This is a genomic window from Brevundimonas sp. EYE_349 (genome assembly GCF_023147505.1).
In the GTDB taxonomy this organism is placed as follows: Bacteria; Pseudomonadota; Alphaproteobacteria; order Caulobacterales; family Caulobacteraceae; genus Brevundimonas.
On record NZ_JAHXPB010000011.1, the window covers coordinates 59,374 to 74,924 of the forward strand.

Below are 15,551 nucleotides of genomic sequence, written 5' to 3' on the forward strand. Positions count from 1 at the left end.
GAGCGCCCAATGACGCTCAAGCTTCACCGCCGCATGTCGATTGCGCGACAGTTCGATATCGGATTGTCATTCAGCGGTCTGACGGCGAAGGCGGCCCGGACGACCGCCGCTTTGCGGCTCCCTGAATGTATCACTCCAGATACGGCCATGTTTCGATATCCGAATATCGAACCAGCGGACTTTTCCTCGGCGCCTCTGGAGACGGATCGCTTGACGTCATGCTCACAGCGCCGCCCAATTCTTATAGATATCTAAGGCCTTCTGAGGCGATGAAATCCACCACGAGTAGCCATTGCGGCGCCCGATCGAGATTTCATTGACATCGTCGTGGATCGTCTGGTCCTTGTCGCCGAAGATTGGACGCCCGGTCACCAGATCATAGTTCCGCGACCAGATGGGGCCCGCCCCTGGCTTGTCGATCAGCTTTCGCCCGTCATCCGTCATTTCGAACGACTTGTCGTAGACACGCACCGACTCCAGCCACTCGACACCGCCGCGCACGGCCGCCTTGATCGCCGACGACGGGTTCTGCTCGCCCATCAGGAAAATAAGAATGTCCGTGGTTTCGCCGCTTGCGATTGATCGTGGTTCGTAATTTCGCGCGCTTGTGGGCACTAGCCGCATCGGCTCGACTTGCTGAGGCCAGCCCAATAGCCGATCGCCCTGACGCACTTGCGCAGCGAGGATCACATCGATCGCCTTCTTAGTCGCCTGGGCCGCCTGGGCCTCCAACTCCACCGGCACGAAGTCGAATCCTTCGGCGCCATGGGCGACATCCCGCAGCAGCATGGCTGCGTTGGCCACTGCATTATCATTGAAGGTGATTGAGTCGTGGAAGCCGCCCTCGAGCGGCCAGATTTGAGGCCAACCGCCATTGGGATATTGAGCGCTCAACAGGTAGCGCACGCCTTTGATGACGCTCGCGCGCCAGCCATCGCCTTCGCGTCCCGGCGCATGGGCGGCGACCTTCGCCAGGAACCGCATTTCCGACCACGTCGCCTCATTGTCCAAAGTGCCCACGAAGGTCCAGAACCGATCGCCCGGCGCATCAAAGTTCGCCGGGTTCTGCTCCATGGTTTCCGCATCGTTTGAAAAACGCTGACCCGGCAGCCGCGCGATGCTGCGATCCTGGTTTTTGCTCCATCCGCCGGCGGGCGTCTGGAAACTGACGATCGCATCGGCGATCGCCCGCGCTTCTGCCGTGCCATACCAGGCGACGGGCCGATCTAGCGGCATATTGTAATGGCTGGGTCCGACGGCCTGGGGCGGCGGCGGCGGGGTCGCGCCGGCAGGAAGCTCGGCCGCGAGCGCGGCGCGGTCGGCCAGGTGCTGGGCCTGAGACCGTGCAAGATACTCGGCCCACGGGCCGCGTTCCGCGTCGGGGAAGGCCCCGACCCTGTCGCTCGTCAGGCCGACCGCTGGCGTGTTCAGCCGCAAGACTTCAGCCTGGGCGCCGCCGGAAACACCATACACAAGCGCTACGGCGCCAAGGGCCAAGATCGAACAGGCGGAAACGATTTTCATTGGTCTGACTCCCACAACTTTTTTGGTTTTCATGTTTGGCTAGATCGCAGGCCAATGACGCCGGACGACTCTGTCACCCCCGGGCCTCGGCCGTCCAAGGTGTCGATGTTGCAGTCGCGGAATCGCCAATTCTCGGCATTGGCGATGGCGCCCGCGTCCTGCACATCCCAGTCCAGCCCGTCGAAGGTGAAGTCCTTCAGCGGAGCCTCGGGATAGGCGGCGGCGGCGAAGCCGACCTTGCCGCCGACCGCCTTAATGTTCGAAAGGCGGACATCGTGAATGCGGGGAACACCCTGCTCGCGCGGAACCGGCGTGGCGAGCGCACGCCAATAGTCCGGCACGTCGGCCATGCCGACCGGTATCTGGGCGTAGCTGTAACTCGGATACCAGTTCAGATTGACCTGCATCAGGGTGCGCACATCCTGCAAATGGATGTCGCGCAGGCGGATGTTGGAAATCACGCCGCCGCGCGTATGCCCCGACTTGAAGAAGATCCCCAGCGGCACCGGATATTCAATCCTGAGCCCCGAGACCTCGATATCGTCGAAACCGCCCGAGGTTTCCGACCCGAACGTCATCCCTGCGTGGGCGTCGCGGACGATACAGTCGCGGATCGTCACCTGTCGGCATGGACGCGCCACACGCAGCCCATCCCAATCGCGGCCGGCCTTGATGCAGATGGCGTCATCGTTGACAGAGAGGTCGCAGCGCTCGACCACGACCCGCTCGGACGAATCTATATCTATGCCGTCGGTCGACGGACCCCGGCCGCCGACATTGTTACGAATGATCAAATCGGCGACCGTTATGTCGCGCGAATAGCAGATGTGGACGGTCCAGAAGCCCGAGCGCGCCAGATTCAGCCCCGAAACCTCGACCTGCTGAGAGTCATAGACATGGATCAGGCGCGGACGACGGCAATCATAGTCGGCCGCCCATCGCAGACCGCGAGGATCGTAATGCCGGCGCATCGCCCAATAGCTATCCCAGAACACCTTGCCGTCGCCATCGACCAGTCCCTCGCCCGTGATCTTGGCGTTTGCCTGCCGATAGATGTTCAGCAACCCGGCAGGCCAATGCATTTCGATACCCGCTACACGGGTGCGGACCAGAGGATATGCGGCAAGATCCTGAACACCGCGCAGCGTTGCGCCTCGGTCGATCACCAGGGTCACTCCCGACTTCACGAACAGCGAGCCAGACAGATATAGACCGGGCTTCAGGACAACGACGCCGCCGCCCTGTCCTGCGGCGGCATCAATGGCGGCTTGGATTTGACGAGTATTTATCGTCACGCCGTCTCCGACCGCGCCGTAGTCAGACGTATCGAAGGTGCGGCCACGGCTCTCTTGTGCAGACGTCGGCGTCGGCGCCGCCTGTGCAATCGCACTGGCGAGGCCCAACTGGAGCAGCGTGCGGCGATCGGCTACCATCTCGATTTCTCACATTCTGTTCTTTCGTCTCACAATAGTGGACGATATAAGGCTGGCAAGCGATACAGACAGCCACTGACAAAGAAATTGACACCGGTTACTGTTCGGCTCGCCTTTTGAGGTCGTCCGGACCGGAATGCGCCGCCTACAGCGTCGCCGGAGGAAAAGAATGGTTCTGCCGACCCGACCCTGCGTGGGCTTGCTCGCCGCTCTATTCAGCGCCGCGCCGCTGCCCGGCCCAGTGCTGGCGCAGACGGTGGGCGCCCTTCCGCCAGGCGTCGAGGGCGAATGGCTGACGGCGCGCGACCGCCCCGCGCTCTATACGGACATCGCCGCCGTGCCGTCGCGCCAGAGCACCATGGCCGCAGTCGAATACGTCGCCTCGTCCCAAATCGCCGCCATGGCCTCCGAACCCCTCGCCTTATCGACGGGCAGCAATCTGACGCAGATGTCCTCGAACTGGGTCGCAGCGACCTTTTACGTCGGCGCTTCGCGGCTTGCGCGTATTTCGGACGACAGACGGACGCTGCGATTTCTGAGCGCCGTGGCCGATCACTACAACTACAGCCTTCGCGGCGCGCGCTCGGGCAAGACGATGCTGAATGCGGACGATATCGCGATAGGCGATCTCTATGAGGAACTCTACGCTCGTCGCGGACAGGAAGGCGTGCTGATGCCGCTACGTCAGCGGCTCGACTGGCAGGTCCCTTATCTGGCCAGGGCCGACGACACGCCGGCTCTCGTCTGGTGGTGGGCGGACGCTTTGTACATGGCGCCGCCGGTCTTCGCCCGGATGACGGCGCTCACCGGCGACCCCAAATATCTGAACGCCGCAGACAAGGAATGGAAACGCACCGCGGCACGACTGTGGGTCGAGGATGAAAAACTGTTTCTGCGCGACGAGCGGTTCAAGGACGACGGACACCGCCAAGCCAATGGAGACCGAATATATTGGTCTCGCGCCAACGGCTGGGTGATGGGCGGTTTGGCGCGATGGTTGGAAGCCCTGCCTGCCGACTTCGCCAGCCGCGGCTTTTATATCGATCTCTTCGAAAAGATGGCCGGCCGGATCGCGGGCCTCCAGCAGGAGGACGGCCTGTGGCGCGCAAGCCTTTTGAACCCCTCAGCCTACCCCGAGGCTGAAACCTCGGGTTCTGTCTTCTACGTCTATGCCTTGGCTTGGGGCGTCAATCACGGACTTCTGGATCGCGACATCTACCTGCCGCATGTCTTGAAGGGCTGGGCGGCGCTGAACCGCCATATTCTACCCAACGGCTTGGTCGGCGCAGCGCAAAAGACTGGCGATCAGCCCGTATCGACCGCCCCCCAAGACGTCGGCCTCTACGTTTCAGGAACCTATATTCTGGCAGGCTTGGAAGTCGCAGCGCTGAACGATCCTATCCGGTCTCTGCCCTTAGCCGAACCCGCGCGAGACGCCGCTGAGGTCATCGCGGCCACCACCCCTGTGCCCCCAGCCCCCGTCACGGTCGTCGGCCCCGAAGAGATCCGGCGTCGCGATGCCGAGATGCGCGCCACCTCCGCGCTTTCCTATGATCCGGCCGATCTGAACCGACCTTCCACGATCGCGCCCTTGGCTCCGCCGCCCGAAGATCAGCGGCGACCGCGCGCCGTTGCGCGCTTCGCGCCGGATCGTCTGGACGATTTGTTGTGGGAAAATGACCGCGTGGCCCACCGAATCTACGGTCCTGCGCTTGAGGTGCGCGAGGCGCCGTCAGGCTCAGGCGTCGATGTGTGGGCGAAGCGTGTCCGCTATCCATTCATGGATCGTCAGTTGAAGTTCCCGAACTACCACGTCGATCGCGGGGAAGGTCTGGACTACTACGATGTCGGCCGCGGGCGCGGCGCGGGAGGTCTTGGCGTCTGGTATGACAACAAGCTGTGGACCAGCCGGAACTTCTCGACCTACGACATCCAGAAAACCGGCGGTGACGAGGCTCGCTTCAGCGTGACCTACCGTCCTTGGCCGGTCGACGTGGTCCGCACGGTTTCGGAAGTTCGCACGTTCAGCCTGCCGCTCGGATCGAACTTCACCCGTATGACATCGACATTGAGCTCCAATTCCGACACCCCTCTGATCGTCGGAATTGGCATCTCCAAGCGCAGCAACGACAATGGGCGGGGCTTCGTCACCCGGGATGCCGACCACGGTCGGTTGATGTTCTGGGAGCCCGACAATCCCGAGCATGGCTCGCTGGGCATCGCCCTTTCGGTCGACCCCGCAACCATCGAGGGTTTTGCCGAAGACGCCGACAACTATCTGATCCTTATACGTGTCACGCCCGGCCAGCCGTTCACTTATTATATGGGCTCAGCGTGGGACCGCGGGCTGGACTTCTCCAGTCGTCAGTCGTGGGAAGACTTCGTGGCAGGCCAGAGCTTCGAATTCCGGCCGATCCCACAGGAGGTCGATTGACCGCCAGGCCTGGGTCAGGTCTGGCCCAGGACAAACTTGTCGGGCGCAAGCGCCAGTCGCGAGAAGGCCGCGGCCCGTACCGCGCCCTTGAATGGGCTGACACGATTGTACCGGCACCCGATGGAGCATCGACCAGTCCCTTGCGGTCGATAGGTTAGAGGCGCCTCGGCCTGAACGACGCCATCGACAAAGCTGCGGTACATGCGGCCGTCAAAGGTCTGGGCGACATGGAACCAGCGGTTGACTGGAAAACGCTTTTCCGGGTCGATCAGCGTGTGGTTGTAACCCTGGCCTTTGGCGAAGGCGTCGAGCCACCACTCCCCGTCGCGCGTCCGGATTTCAAAGAGCATCCGGGTATCCGTCGCCAGCCCCTCTGACCCGATCTCCTGCAGGTGGAACCACCGCTGCTCGAAGGCGCCCCCATCGGGACGAAATAACGCCTCAAAGGTGAACGTCGTCGCCCCCGCCAACGGGTGAATGTCCAAAAACACGCCGTCGTCGCGTCCATTGAACTGAACCGCCTTGCCCCAGGGCGACATCACCAAAGTCGGCGCGCCTTCCAGGTGGACGGGGTTTCCGCCGATTTCATCAAGATTGTCGAAGAGCCAACGCACAGGTGGTTCGCCCGCAGGACGCGCAGCCAACGCGGCGCACCCGGTTGCAGTCATTCCCAATCCAGCGGTCAGAAGACGCCGTGTGATCATGGTTGGATCAGCCCTTGGCAGATAAGGAAAAGACGGCGCCTGACATCCGGCGCCGCCTTTCCAAAGCCTATCTCGTCATCAGGCGATCAGAAGCGATAACGCGCGCCGACATAAACCTGACGCCCAGTGTGATGGTAGACATAGGTGCTGTCGCGCGACCCGCCGATGTCGCCGTGGTTCTGGCGGTTGGCCTCGTCCGTCAGGTTCAGACCCTCCACGGAAATGCTCAGCTTGTCCGTGAGGTTGTAGGACGCCGAGGCGTCGATGGTCGTCGTTTCGGTCTTGCCTTGATACGGGATCAGACCCGTGGCCCCGTTCGCGCCGGGCACGCTCTGGAAGTAGGTGTCGCGATAGGCCGCCGACACCCGCGCGTTGAACTTGCCGTCGTCATAGTAAAGCGTCGCATTCCAGGCGTTCGGCGACAGATTCACCAGATCGGCGGTGACGAAGGCCGCACAAGTGGCAGTTACACAGTATTGAATTTCGGACTCGACATGGGTGTAGTTCAGCTGCGTGCCGATGTTCGACAGAAGGCTTGGCAGGAACGAGAAGGTTTGCTGATAGCTGATCTCGAACCCTTTCAACGGACCCCCGGGCGTATTCGTGGGGGTGCTGAACTGGTACACGTCACCCGCAGGTCGACCGCCAGCCGGGAAGGCCACAGGGTTCAGCGCCGTCAGTTGACTGTACGACAGAGGTTCTGTCGTCGTCTGCACATAGGTCGAGATGTCCTTGTAGAAGTAGGCGAAGGACAGCAGGGCCTCGGGCGCGAAGTAGTACTCGACCGACAGATCGTACGTCGTCGCCCGATAGGGGGCCAAGTCTACGTTGCCCAGCGAGGCCGTGTTGGTCGCCGCGCCTGCCGCGCTCAGCGTGAACACCGGCACAAGGCTGGTGACGGGCGGGCGCGCCATCACTTTCGCCGCCCCGAACCGAACGATAAGATCCTTCATCGGCTCGATCGACATGTTCAAGGACGGCAGGGTGTCGTTGTATTCGTTCTCTCCCCTCACCGGCGTTGCAACGCCGCCAACGTTTGAATAGCCCAAAGCGTCGACCTCGGTCTTCACCTGCCGGACGCCCACGTTTCCTCGGAACGGGACGCCCATGACTTCGGTATCCCAATCGGCCTGAACATAGGCCCCAGTGTCGGTTTCGGTCACCTCTCGCCAGTTGCCGTAGGTCGATGGGTTGCCGTTCAGGCCGATGAGCCGGAAATCGCCTCCCGCTACACCCGTGTCGCAGTTGCACTTGTAGTTCCAGACCGACTGAAGCGCAGCCAGGTCAGGGCGAACCCAGGTCGTCGCCGAGCCAGAAGGCAGGTCGAGATTGCGACCGAATCCTTCCAGCAGGTTGGTGACGGACGCCATGGTCGTGCCTGCCGGAAGCGCTGGCGAACCATTGGCGTTGGCGGGGCGGGCGAAGGCCCGACTGCTGGATTCATACTCTTTGCGGCTGATGCCGGCTTTCAAGGTCAGCCAACTGCTGAGGTCGAACTCCAAACCGGCTTCCCCGGTCGTATACACATTCTCCTGAAAGTTAGAGCTGATGCGCAGCTCCGAACGCGGTTGAGCCCCAGTCGGGCCGACCACGCTCCACTGGGTCGGGTCCGCAACGTTGAAGCCCCAGTTGATCGCAGGCAGGTTCCGGTTCTGACGGAAGTCGTAGGAATAGCCGTCCACGTTCTGACGGTCGATGATCGCGCTGACCTGCACGGGGTTGGCGAAGCTTGATTCCGCGCGACCGATCAGGCCGTTGAAGCGAAGACGGTCGGAGAACTCATGCTCGACCCCAAAGGTCATCTGCTTGAATTCGGTCTGCAACTCATCGAACCGCTGCTCGCTGCGGATATCCATGTCGTCGAGCTGAGCGTAGATCATCTCACCCGTGGAAGGGTCGATCTCGAAGCTCATGATATCGACCTGAGGCTTTCCGCCCTGATCGGCGCCGCGGCTAAGCGACCACGCCTGCAGGAAGTTCTCGCTGCGGGTCGAATCGAGCTTCGAATACAGCATGTCCAAGGTGAACAGGGTCGGACCATTCCCGGGGCGGGCCTGCAGGGACAGGGTGGCCCCTAAACGTTCCTGGCTATGTTCCAGGCTGCCATAGCGTGGAATACGGGGATGGTAGGTGCGCGCCGCATTCGGCAGCACGCCGCCATTCTGGAACCCGCCGTCTGTGCTGGCCGGTCCCCAACGCACCGAACTGAAGCCTTCTTCCAGGCTGTCACGCTCGCTGTAGGCGATGGAGAACAGGGCGCCGATCTGGTCGTCCGCCCAGGTGTTCGACACCAAGCCGGCGAAACGCGGGCTCCAGTCCTGCGACAGGTCGTTGTAGCCGTACTGACCCGAAATCGCCCCTTGGAAACCCATCTTGTCGAACGGTCGGCTGGTCCTCAGATCGACCGTGGCGCCCAGCGAGCCTTCCTCGGTTTCGGCCGAGGCGGTCTTTCGCACGGTGATATTGTTGAAAAGTTCGGAGGCGAAGACGTTGAAGTCAAAGCCCCGTCCGCGGTTCACCCCGCCTGAGGAGTCGGTCGCGCCGGTCGAGGCTTGCGCCTCGATGCCGTTGATGCGGGTGCGGGTGAACTCGGAACTCAGGCCGCGCACGGTGATGGACCGCCCCTCGCCGGCGTCGCGATCAATGGACACGCCCGGAATACGCTGGATGGATTCGGCCAGATTGGTGTCGGGGAAATCGGCGATGTCTTCGGCCGAAATGGCGTCCACGACGCCCGCTTCGCGACGCTTGATGTTCAACGAGTTCTGCAGGCTGGCGCGGAACCCCGTGACGACGATATCATCGACTTCGGCGGCGCCGTCCTGCTGCGGCGCAGCAGCGTCAGCGGTCTGGGCGGCGGCATCGTGGGCCATCATGGCCAGAGCGATCGCACCCAGCGAAACCGTGGCGACCAGTGCGTTTCGCGCGAATTTATGGCGTTGGGTCATTCTCGTGTCTCCTCCCAAATCTGGCGTCGCTAGGAACGAAACGTCCACGTTCACGCCACCCGCTGCTGGCGGGCGACACCGGTGTCACGACTTGTTGGCCAAGTCTCTGCTACCGGTGTCATAAATGTTTAGCCACAGATGGGGGCGTGTGGCAAGAACGTGGCTGCGCCGATGGCCCATTTGTAATCTGTCCCAAGTCGGCTGCCGGACACAAACCTTGGCGACCAGCCCCAGCAATGGAGACGAAGATGTCTGTCAGTGTCGAGTTCACATCACCATCTCCTTCAAACCACACGTTCCGCGCATCGTCATGCCGGGAGCCATATCGATGATCACACGTCGCAAAGCGCTCATGCTTGGGATGACAGCCGCGGCCCTCCCCCTTTCCGTCAGCGCAGGTTCGAACGATCCTCGGGTGCAGACCACCGCCGGTCCCGTCATTGGGGTTCGGTACGATGGCGTGAGCGTATTCAAGGGTTTGCGATACGGGGCGCCCACGCAGCGCTTCAGACCGCCTCGGAGACCTGAGCCTTGGCGGGATCCGATCCGCGCCGGGACTTACGGAGCAGCCAGTCCCCAACGCGGAAACGAGCCGAACCAGAGCGAGGATTGTCTCTTCTTGAATATCTGGACTCCAGGGACCGACGCAGCGCGTCGCCCAGTGATGGTCTATATCCACGGGGGCGCCTATTCGGCGGGCTCGGGATCGGACCCGCTCTATGACGGCGCACGATTGGCGACGCGGGGGGATGTCGTGGTGGTCACCCTGAATCATCGCCTGAACGTGTTCGGATACGCCTATCTCGCGCGGCTGGCGCCTGGGTTCGAGGATTCCGGCAATGCCGGGCAGTTGGACCTGATCCTGGCTCTGCAATGGGTGCGGGACAATATCGCGGCGTTCGGGGGCGATCCCTTGCGGGTCATGCTGTTCGGCCAGTCGGGAGGCGGCGCCAAGATCGCCACCCTGATGGCCATGCCGGCCGCCCAAGGTCTGTTCCACCGCGCCGCGACCATGAGCGGTCAGCAGGTCACGGCCTCCGGGCCAATCAACGCCACGACGCGGGCGACGGCGTGGCTGAAAGCGCTGGGCCTGACGCCGGATCGCGCAGCCGAGGCGGCGACGATGCCGGTGGAACGGCTGTTGGAGGCGCAAACCGCCGAGGATCCGATCCTGGGCTTCGGCGGCCTCTACTTCGGGCCGGTGCTCGATTTCCGCAGCCTGCCACGTCACCCCTTCTATCCCGATGCAGCGCCGATGGGTCGGCCGATCCCGATGATCATCGGCAATACCCGCGAGGAGACGCTGGGCTTCATGGGCGACGATCCCAGGAACCAGGGCCTGACATGGGACACCCTGGCTGGGCGGCTGACGCCGGGGGTCATGCGGATCGACATAACCCCCGAGGCGGTGATCGCCGGCTATCGCGCCATGCATCCCGACTGGTCGCCGGATCGAGTGCTGATCGCCGCCACGACGGCGGGGCGATCCTGGCGTGGAGCGGTGATCGAGGCCGAAGAACGCGCCAGGGCCAGAGCGCCCGCCTGGGTCTATCAACTGGACTTCCCCGGTGAGTTGACCTCGGGCCGCATGGGCGCTTTCCACACTGCCGACATCCCTCTGGTGTTCGATAACGTTCAGGCGACCGGCTCACACACGCGGGGCCCGGGCGCGCAAAGTCTATCAGACAGAATGAGCGACGCCTTCATCGCCTTGGCCCGCGATGGCGACCCGAACCATGCCGGCCTGCCACGCTGGGACCGTTATGAGTTGCCGCGTCGCCAGACCATGCTGATGGACGTGCAGCCGCGCATGGCCGACGACCCGCGCGGCGACGAGCGCGCCTTCTTCTCGGCCATCCCCTATATCCAGCCGGGGACGTAAGCGCACTTGGACTCCCGCGCGGAAAAAGCAGCCCAATGGGTCCAGCTTCCGATCGCGGCTAGTCCAGTGACAGCGGTAGATGCCGGGCGGATGTCACCTCGGCGGACCGAACACGCGCAGCCGACGTTGGGCCACGGAGCCTTTAAAGCGGGAAATCCAGCCGCGCGGCCCAGGCGCGGACCAGATCAGGCCAGACCTGGGCCGATTTGCCTTGGATCAGGCGGATGCCGAAACCGTGGCCGCCTTCTTGGAAAAGATGCGCTTCGGACGGCACGTCGGCGGCCTTGAGCGTGGTCAGCAGTTGCAGGCTGTTCTCGACCGGCACCGCGGCGTCGTCCATGGCGTGCAGCAGGAAGACGGGCGCCGCGCCACGCCAGTCCATCTTCTCCAGGGAGTAGGCCGCGATCCGCTCAGGCGACGGCGCTTCGCCCAGCAATTGGGTGCGCGATCCGGCGTGAACATAGGGGTCCGCCATGGTCGCCACGGGATACATCAGCACGGTCGCATCCGGGCGGAACGACACAGCATCGGCAGCATCCGTCGGCGCATAGGTCGCATCCGCACGCGCGCTGGCCAGACCCGCCAGATGTCCACCGGCGGAAGCGCCCAGGACGCCGATCCTGTTCGGATAGACGCCATAGTCGGCGGCCCGACTGCGGATAAGGCGGATGGCGCGCTGGGCGTCCTGTAGCGGCGCGTCAGCGCCAGCCGCCCAGCCGTCGGCGGGCAAGCGATAGCGCAGCACGAAGCAGGTCGTGCCGCTGGCGGCGAAAACCCGCGCCACGTCATACCCCTCCTTGTCGAGCACGGCCCAGCGATAACCGCCGCCAGGGATCAGCAGCATGGCCGATCCGTTCGGGCGCTGGGGCCGGAAGACGGTCAGGATCGGATCGGTCGTATATTGGGCGTATCGGTCATGAAAAGTCGGATCGGTCGAACGCTCTGGCACGATGGGTGTGACGCTCACTCCCCGCCGGCCCGGCGCGCCGCCGGGCCACAAACGTATGACTTCGGCCGGGTCGGGCGGGCCTGCGCGACCCGCGTCTGCTGTCGTCTGCGCCGACGCACGCGGCGCAGCCCAGGCCATCCCGGCCCCTGCGGCCAAACCCAGAAGCGCCCTGCGTTCGATATCCATCGTCATGCTCACATCCTGAAAGGAACGCAGCCGGACGATCACTCGCCCGGCCGCAATCCTCAATGACTTTAGGTCCTACGCCCCTCCGTCAGACCTTGGCCTGCTCGTATCTCGGCGAGATCAGATGCACGACCAGCAGCGCGATCAGATAGGCCGAGGCCGCGACGATGAAGATGGGCGTATAGGTGCCGATCTTCTCCAGCACGTAGCCGGCGTATTTGGCCATCGCCATGCCGCCGATGGCGCCCAACATCCCGCCGATGCCGACGACCGATCCCACGGCGGAACGCGGGAAGACATCGCCCGGCAGGGCGTAGAGGTTGGCCGAGAAACCCTGGTGCGCCGCCGTCGCCAGACCGATGATGCCGACCGCGACCCACAGGTTGGACGCCATGGCGGCGAAGGCCACAGGCACCGCGCACAGGGCGCAGATCAGCATGGTGATCTTGCGCGCCTTGTTGACGCTCATGCCGCGATGCATGAAGCGCGAGGAAAGCCAGCCGCCGCCGACCGAGCCGACGTCCGACAGCAGATAGATGGCGACCAGCGGCGGGCCGAACGTCTTCAGATCCAGACCGTATGTCTTGCCTAGAAAATCCGGCAGCCAGAACAGGAACATCCACCAAATCGGATCGATCAGGAACTTGCCCAGGGCATAGGCCCAGGTCTCCTTGACCGTCAGAAGCTTGGTCCATTTGACCTTTTCGACCACATCGGCCGGATCCTGCTCGATATAGGCCAGTTCGGCAGCAGACAGCTTCTTCTGCTCGCGCGGCCGGCGATAGATCAACAGCCAGATCGGCAGCCAGATCAGACCCAGAACGCCGGTGATGACGAAGGCCATCTGCCAGCCGAAGGCCAGAACCAGTCCCGGCACGATCAGGGGCGTGACGATGGCGCCGATATTGGTCCCCGCGTTGAACAGACCGGTGGCCAGCGCGCGCTCCTTCTTGGGGAACCACTCCGCGACCGCCTTGATCCCGCCGGGGAAGCCGCCGGCCTCACCGACGCCCAGCACCATCCGCGCCATCATGAAGTGCGACAGATCCCGCGCCGCACCGTGCATGATATGACCGATCTGCCAGATGCCGAAGGCGATCCCCAGGCCCCAACGGGCGCCGATCCGGTCCATGATCCGGCCCCACAACAGATAGGCCACGGCGTAGGACGCCTGGAACCAGAAAACGATGTCGGCATAGTCGGTTTCCGACCAGCCGAACTCAGCCGACAGGGTCGGCTTGAGGAAGCCGATCATCTGACGGTCGACGTAGTTGATGACCATGGCCGCAAACAGCAGCCACATGATGATCCAGCGATACTTGCCGGGTGATGGCGCCTTGATCTGGATCGGCGGCGCGACGGAAGCGTCTGACATGGTTATGAAAACCCGTTCCTGTTATTTCCTCGACGCATCCCCTGCTCTTTTCCGTCCCTGAACGGCGGCGGGGTTGACGTCCGATGATGTTTACTGGGCTTCGGCCTTGACGACCGAACAGTGAAGCTCTGCGATACCTCTGAAAATGCAAACGGCCTCGTCGCCGGCATGGACGCGGTGAACCCCCGTGACGGCGCCGGTCGAGACCAGCGCGCCCGCCTTCAGCGGACGCCCCCAGCGCGCGCAATGCTCCAGAAGAAACCGCACGGATTCCATCGCGCCGCCCGCCAGGGACAACGAACCGCCCGTGCCGACGCTGGCGCCGTTGATGACCGTTTCGACCTCGATGTGGTCCAGGCGTTCGCGCCAGTTCTCGACCTCCGGGCCGATCATCAAGCCGCCGTTGTTGCCGAAGTCGGAAGCGACGACGGCCGATCCCAGGTCATTGATCGCCGATAGAGGGCTGCCGGCCAGTTCGACGCCGACGAACACCTTGTCGACGGCGGCGACAGCCTCCTCGATGGTCCAGTCCGTCTTGGCGGGATCGGCGTCGGCGCCGATGCGGGCGATGAACTCCGATTCGACGGCGGCGAAACCGCCCTCGATCTCGGGCAGCGGCACGACCGTGTCGCCGGGGGCCGGCCAGACATTGCGCGCGAAAATGGCCCCCGCCAGACGATGGACGCCCAGAGTTTCCTGCTGCGCCGGCGACACGCCCCCCACCTTCCATCCCACCACCGCGTCGGGGAACAGTCCGATGGCGATGTCCTGAATGGCGTAGGATTCCGTCATGCTCTGGGGAATGGCGCCCGGATAGTCGGGCGTATGGCGCGCAGCCAACCGCGCCTCGACGAACCGCCGCGCGATCACGGCGGCATCGGCGGCCGTGGTGTCGGTCTCGTCCGCAAGATTAGGGGTCGAAGTCAAGATCGTAGCCTCGTGAATAGAGCGCGATAAGAAAGAGGAAGGAAACCGGTGTCAATCCGGTTTAGCGCACACCCATGGCGTCGGCGACGAGTCGCGTCTATGCGTTGAAGCTCCACATAGAGAAGGAGCCGAACCTTGGCTCAAGACGATCCGCGATCCGGCAAGCCGGGCAAGCGGGCCACCATCAACGATGTCGCCAGGGAGGCTCAGGTCTCCAAGAAGACCGTCTCGCGGGTCATCAACCAGTCGCTGTTCGTCAAGGAAGACACGCGCGAGCGGGTCAACGCCGTCATCAAGACGCTGGGCTTCATCCCCGATCCCCAGGCGCGCGCCCTGGCTTTCCGGCGATCTTTCCTGGTCGGGCTGATCTACGACAACCCCAGTCCGACCTATGTGGTGAACATGCAGCAGGGAGTGTTGGACGCACTTAAGGGCTCCGGCCTGGAACTGGTCGTCCACCCTTGCAACCGCAACTCCCCTACCCTGCTGGAAGATATCCAGGGCTTTGTCGAGCGGCAGCGGCTGTATGGCGTCGTCATGCCGCCGTCGGTGTCGGAGGATGAACGGGTCATCGACCTGCTGCGCGATCTCGACTGCGCCTATGTCCGCATCGCCTCGGTGGCGCTCGACGAGCCGCAATCCATGGTGGTCACCAACGACTGGATCGGCGCGGCCGAGGCGGCGACGCATCTGGCGGACCTGGGACACAGTCGAATCGGTCTGGTGCGCGGCCCGGACCTGTTCCGGTCGTCGGCCGTGCGGGGCCAGGGCTTCCTGGACGCCCTGGCCGAGCGCGGCATTCCGCTGGACCCGGCCTATGACTTCAAGGGCGCCTATACGTTCGAATCGGGCGTCGAGGCTGGGCACGCCCTGTTGGCGCTGGATACGCCGCCGACCGCCATCTTCACCCTGAACGATGACATGGCCATAGGGGTGATGCAGGCGGCGCGGGATCGCGGTCTGGAGTTGCCGCGCGACCTTTCTGTCGTGGGCTTTGACGACCTGCCGATGGCGGCGCGGGTCTGGCCCAATCTGACATCGGTCCGTCTGCCGATCCGCGACATGGGGCGGATGGCCGCCGAAAAGCTGCTGGCGCCGATGCGCGGCGTCGATCCGGCGAAGATGCAGCAGCCGGACGTTCGCCCCGCCCTTGTCGTACGCAAGTCGGCGATTCCTGCGTCCTAGAAAA

General features: G+C 63.5%; 10 protein-coding genes. 3 read left to right on the forward strand and 7 right to left on the reverse strand.

Annotated features, from left to right (window positions below):
- Nucleotides 1-222 precede the first annotated feature (222 nt).
- Together pelA and KZX42_RS16285 are read right to left on the reverse strand one after the other, a co-directional pair.
- A complete protein-coding gene (pelA, locus tag KZX42_RS16280; protein WP_248121096.1) occupies nucleotides 223-1,524 on the reverse strand; it encodes a pectate lyase in 1,302 nt (433 codons plus the stop codon).
- A 29-nt stretch (nucleotides 1,525-1,553) separates the two neighbouring features.
- Nucleotides 1,554-2,957: a glycosyl hydrolase family 28 protein gene (locus tag KZX42_RS16285; RefSeq protein WP_248121098.1), complete on the reverse strand. Its 1,404-nt coding sequence runs from the start codon at nucleotides 2,955-2,957 to the stop codon at nucleotides 1,554-1,556.
- 169 nt (nucleotides 2,958-3,126) lie between these two features.
- On the opposite strand from KZX42_RS16285, the gene KZX42_RS16290 reads away from it, so the two are divergent.
- Nucleotides 3,127-5,391: a glycoside hydrolase family 88 protein gene (locus KZX42_RS16290; protein WP_248121100.1), complete on the forward strand. Its 2,265-nt coding sequence runs from the start codon at nucleotides 3,127-3,129 to the stop codon at nucleotides 5,389-5,391.
- Nucleotides 5,392-5,405: 14 nt separating this feature from the next.
- Here the strand turns inward: KZX42_RS16290 and KZX42_RS16295 are convergent, their stop codons facing one another.
- Together KZX42_RS16295 and KZX42_RS16300 are read right to left on the reverse strand one after the other, a co-directional pair.
- On the reverse strand, nucleotides 5,406-6,095 hold the full coding sequence (locus tag KZX42_RS16295; protein WP_248121102.1) for a LamG domain-containing protein: 690 nt from the start codon (nucleotides 6,093-6,095) through the stop codon (nucleotides 5,406-5,408).
- 86 nt (nucleotides 6,096-6,181) lie between these two features.
- The gene (locus tag KZX42_RS16300; protein ID WP_248121104.1) at nucleotides 6,182-9,043 is read right to left on the reverse strand and encodes a TonB-dependent receptor; all 2,862 of its coding nucleotides are present in this window, start codon (nucleotides 9,041-9,043) and stop codon (nucleotides 6,182-6,184) included.
- Between the two features lie 361 nt (nucleotides 9,044-9,404).
- Between KZX42_RS16300 and KZX42_RS16305 the strand changes: the two genes are divergently transcribed.
- Nucleotides 9,405-10,925 carry a carboxylesterase/lipase family protein gene (locus KZX42_RS16305; RefSeq protein ID WP_348983649.1) on the forward strand — a complete coding sequence of 507 codons (1,521 nt, stop codon included), beginning with the start codon at nucleotides 9,405-9,407 and terminating at the stop codon, nucleotides 10,923-10,925.
- A 142-nt stretch (nucleotides 10,926-11,067) separates the two neighbouring features.
- On the opposite strand, the gene KZX42_RS16310 is transcribed toward KZX42_RS16305, so the two are convergent.
- The 3 genes from KZX42_RS16310 to KZX42_RS16320 form a co-directional block, all read right to left on the reverse strand.
- A complete protein-coding gene (locus KZX42_RS16310; protein WP_248121108.1) occupies nucleotides 11,068-12,066 on the reverse strand; it encodes an alpha/beta hydrolase in 999 nt (332 codons plus the stop codon).
- Between the two features lie 82 nt (nucleotides 12,067-12,148).
- On the reverse strand, nucleotides 12,149-13,435 hold the full coding sequence (locus tag KZX42_RS16315; RefSeq protein ID WP_248121110.1) for an MFS transporter: 1,287 nt from the start codon (nucleotides 13,433-13,435) through the stop codon (nucleotides 12,149-12,151).
- A gap of 90 nt (nucleotides 13,436-13,525) precedes the next feature.
- Nucleotides 13,526-14,362, reverse strand: a complete 837-nt coding sequence (locus tag KZX42_RS16320) for a fumarylacetoacetate hydrolase family protein (protein ID WP_248121112.1) — start codon at nucleotides 14,360-14,362, stop codon at nucleotides 13,526-13,528.
- 135 nt (nucleotides 14,363-14,497) lie between these two features.
- Here KZX42_RS16320 and KZX42_RS16325 point away from each other — a divergent pair, with 135 nt between their 5' ends.
- A complete protein-coding gene (locus tag KZX42_RS16325) occupies nucleotides 14,498-15,547 on the forward strand; it encodes a LacI family DNA-binding transcriptional regulator (RefSeq protein WP_248121114.1) in 1,050 nt (349 codons plus the stop codon).
- The last annotated feature ends 4 nt before the right edge of the window (nucleotides 15,548-15,551 follow it).

Coding starts and splice junctions, on each gene's coding strand:
- KZX42_RS16290 (WP_248121100.1), top strand. CDS start 3,127: ATGGTTCTGCCGACCCGACCCTGCGTGGGCTTGCTCGCCGCTCTATTC.
- KZX42_RS16315 (WP_248121110.1), bottom strand. CDS start 13,435: ATGTCAGACGCTTCCGTCGCGCCGCCGATCCAGATCAAGGCGCCATCA.
- pelA (WP_248121096.1), bottom strand. CDS start 1,524: ATGAAAATCGTTTCCGCCTGTTCGATCTTGGCCCTTGGCGCCGTAGCG.
- KZX42_RS16310 (WP_248121108.1), bottom strand. CDS start 12,066: ATGACGATGGATATCGAACGCAGGGCGCTTCTGGGTTTGGCCGCAGGG.
- KZX42_RS16295 (WP_248121102.1), bottom strand. CDS start 6,095: ATGATCACACGGCGTCTTCTGACCGCTGGATTGGGAATGACTGCAACC.
- KZX42_RS16285 (WP_248121098.1), bottom strand. CDS start 2,957: ATGGTAGCCGATCGCCGCACGCTGCTCCAGTTGGGCCTCGCCAGTGCG.
- KZX42_RS16305 (WP_348983649.1), top strand. CDS start 9,405: ATGACAGCCGCGGCCCTCCCCCTTTCCGTCAGCGCAGGTTCGAACGAT.
- KZX42_RS16300 (WP_248121104.1), bottom strand. CDS start 9,043: ATGACCCAACGCCATAAATTCGCGCGAAACGCACTGGTCGCCACGGTT.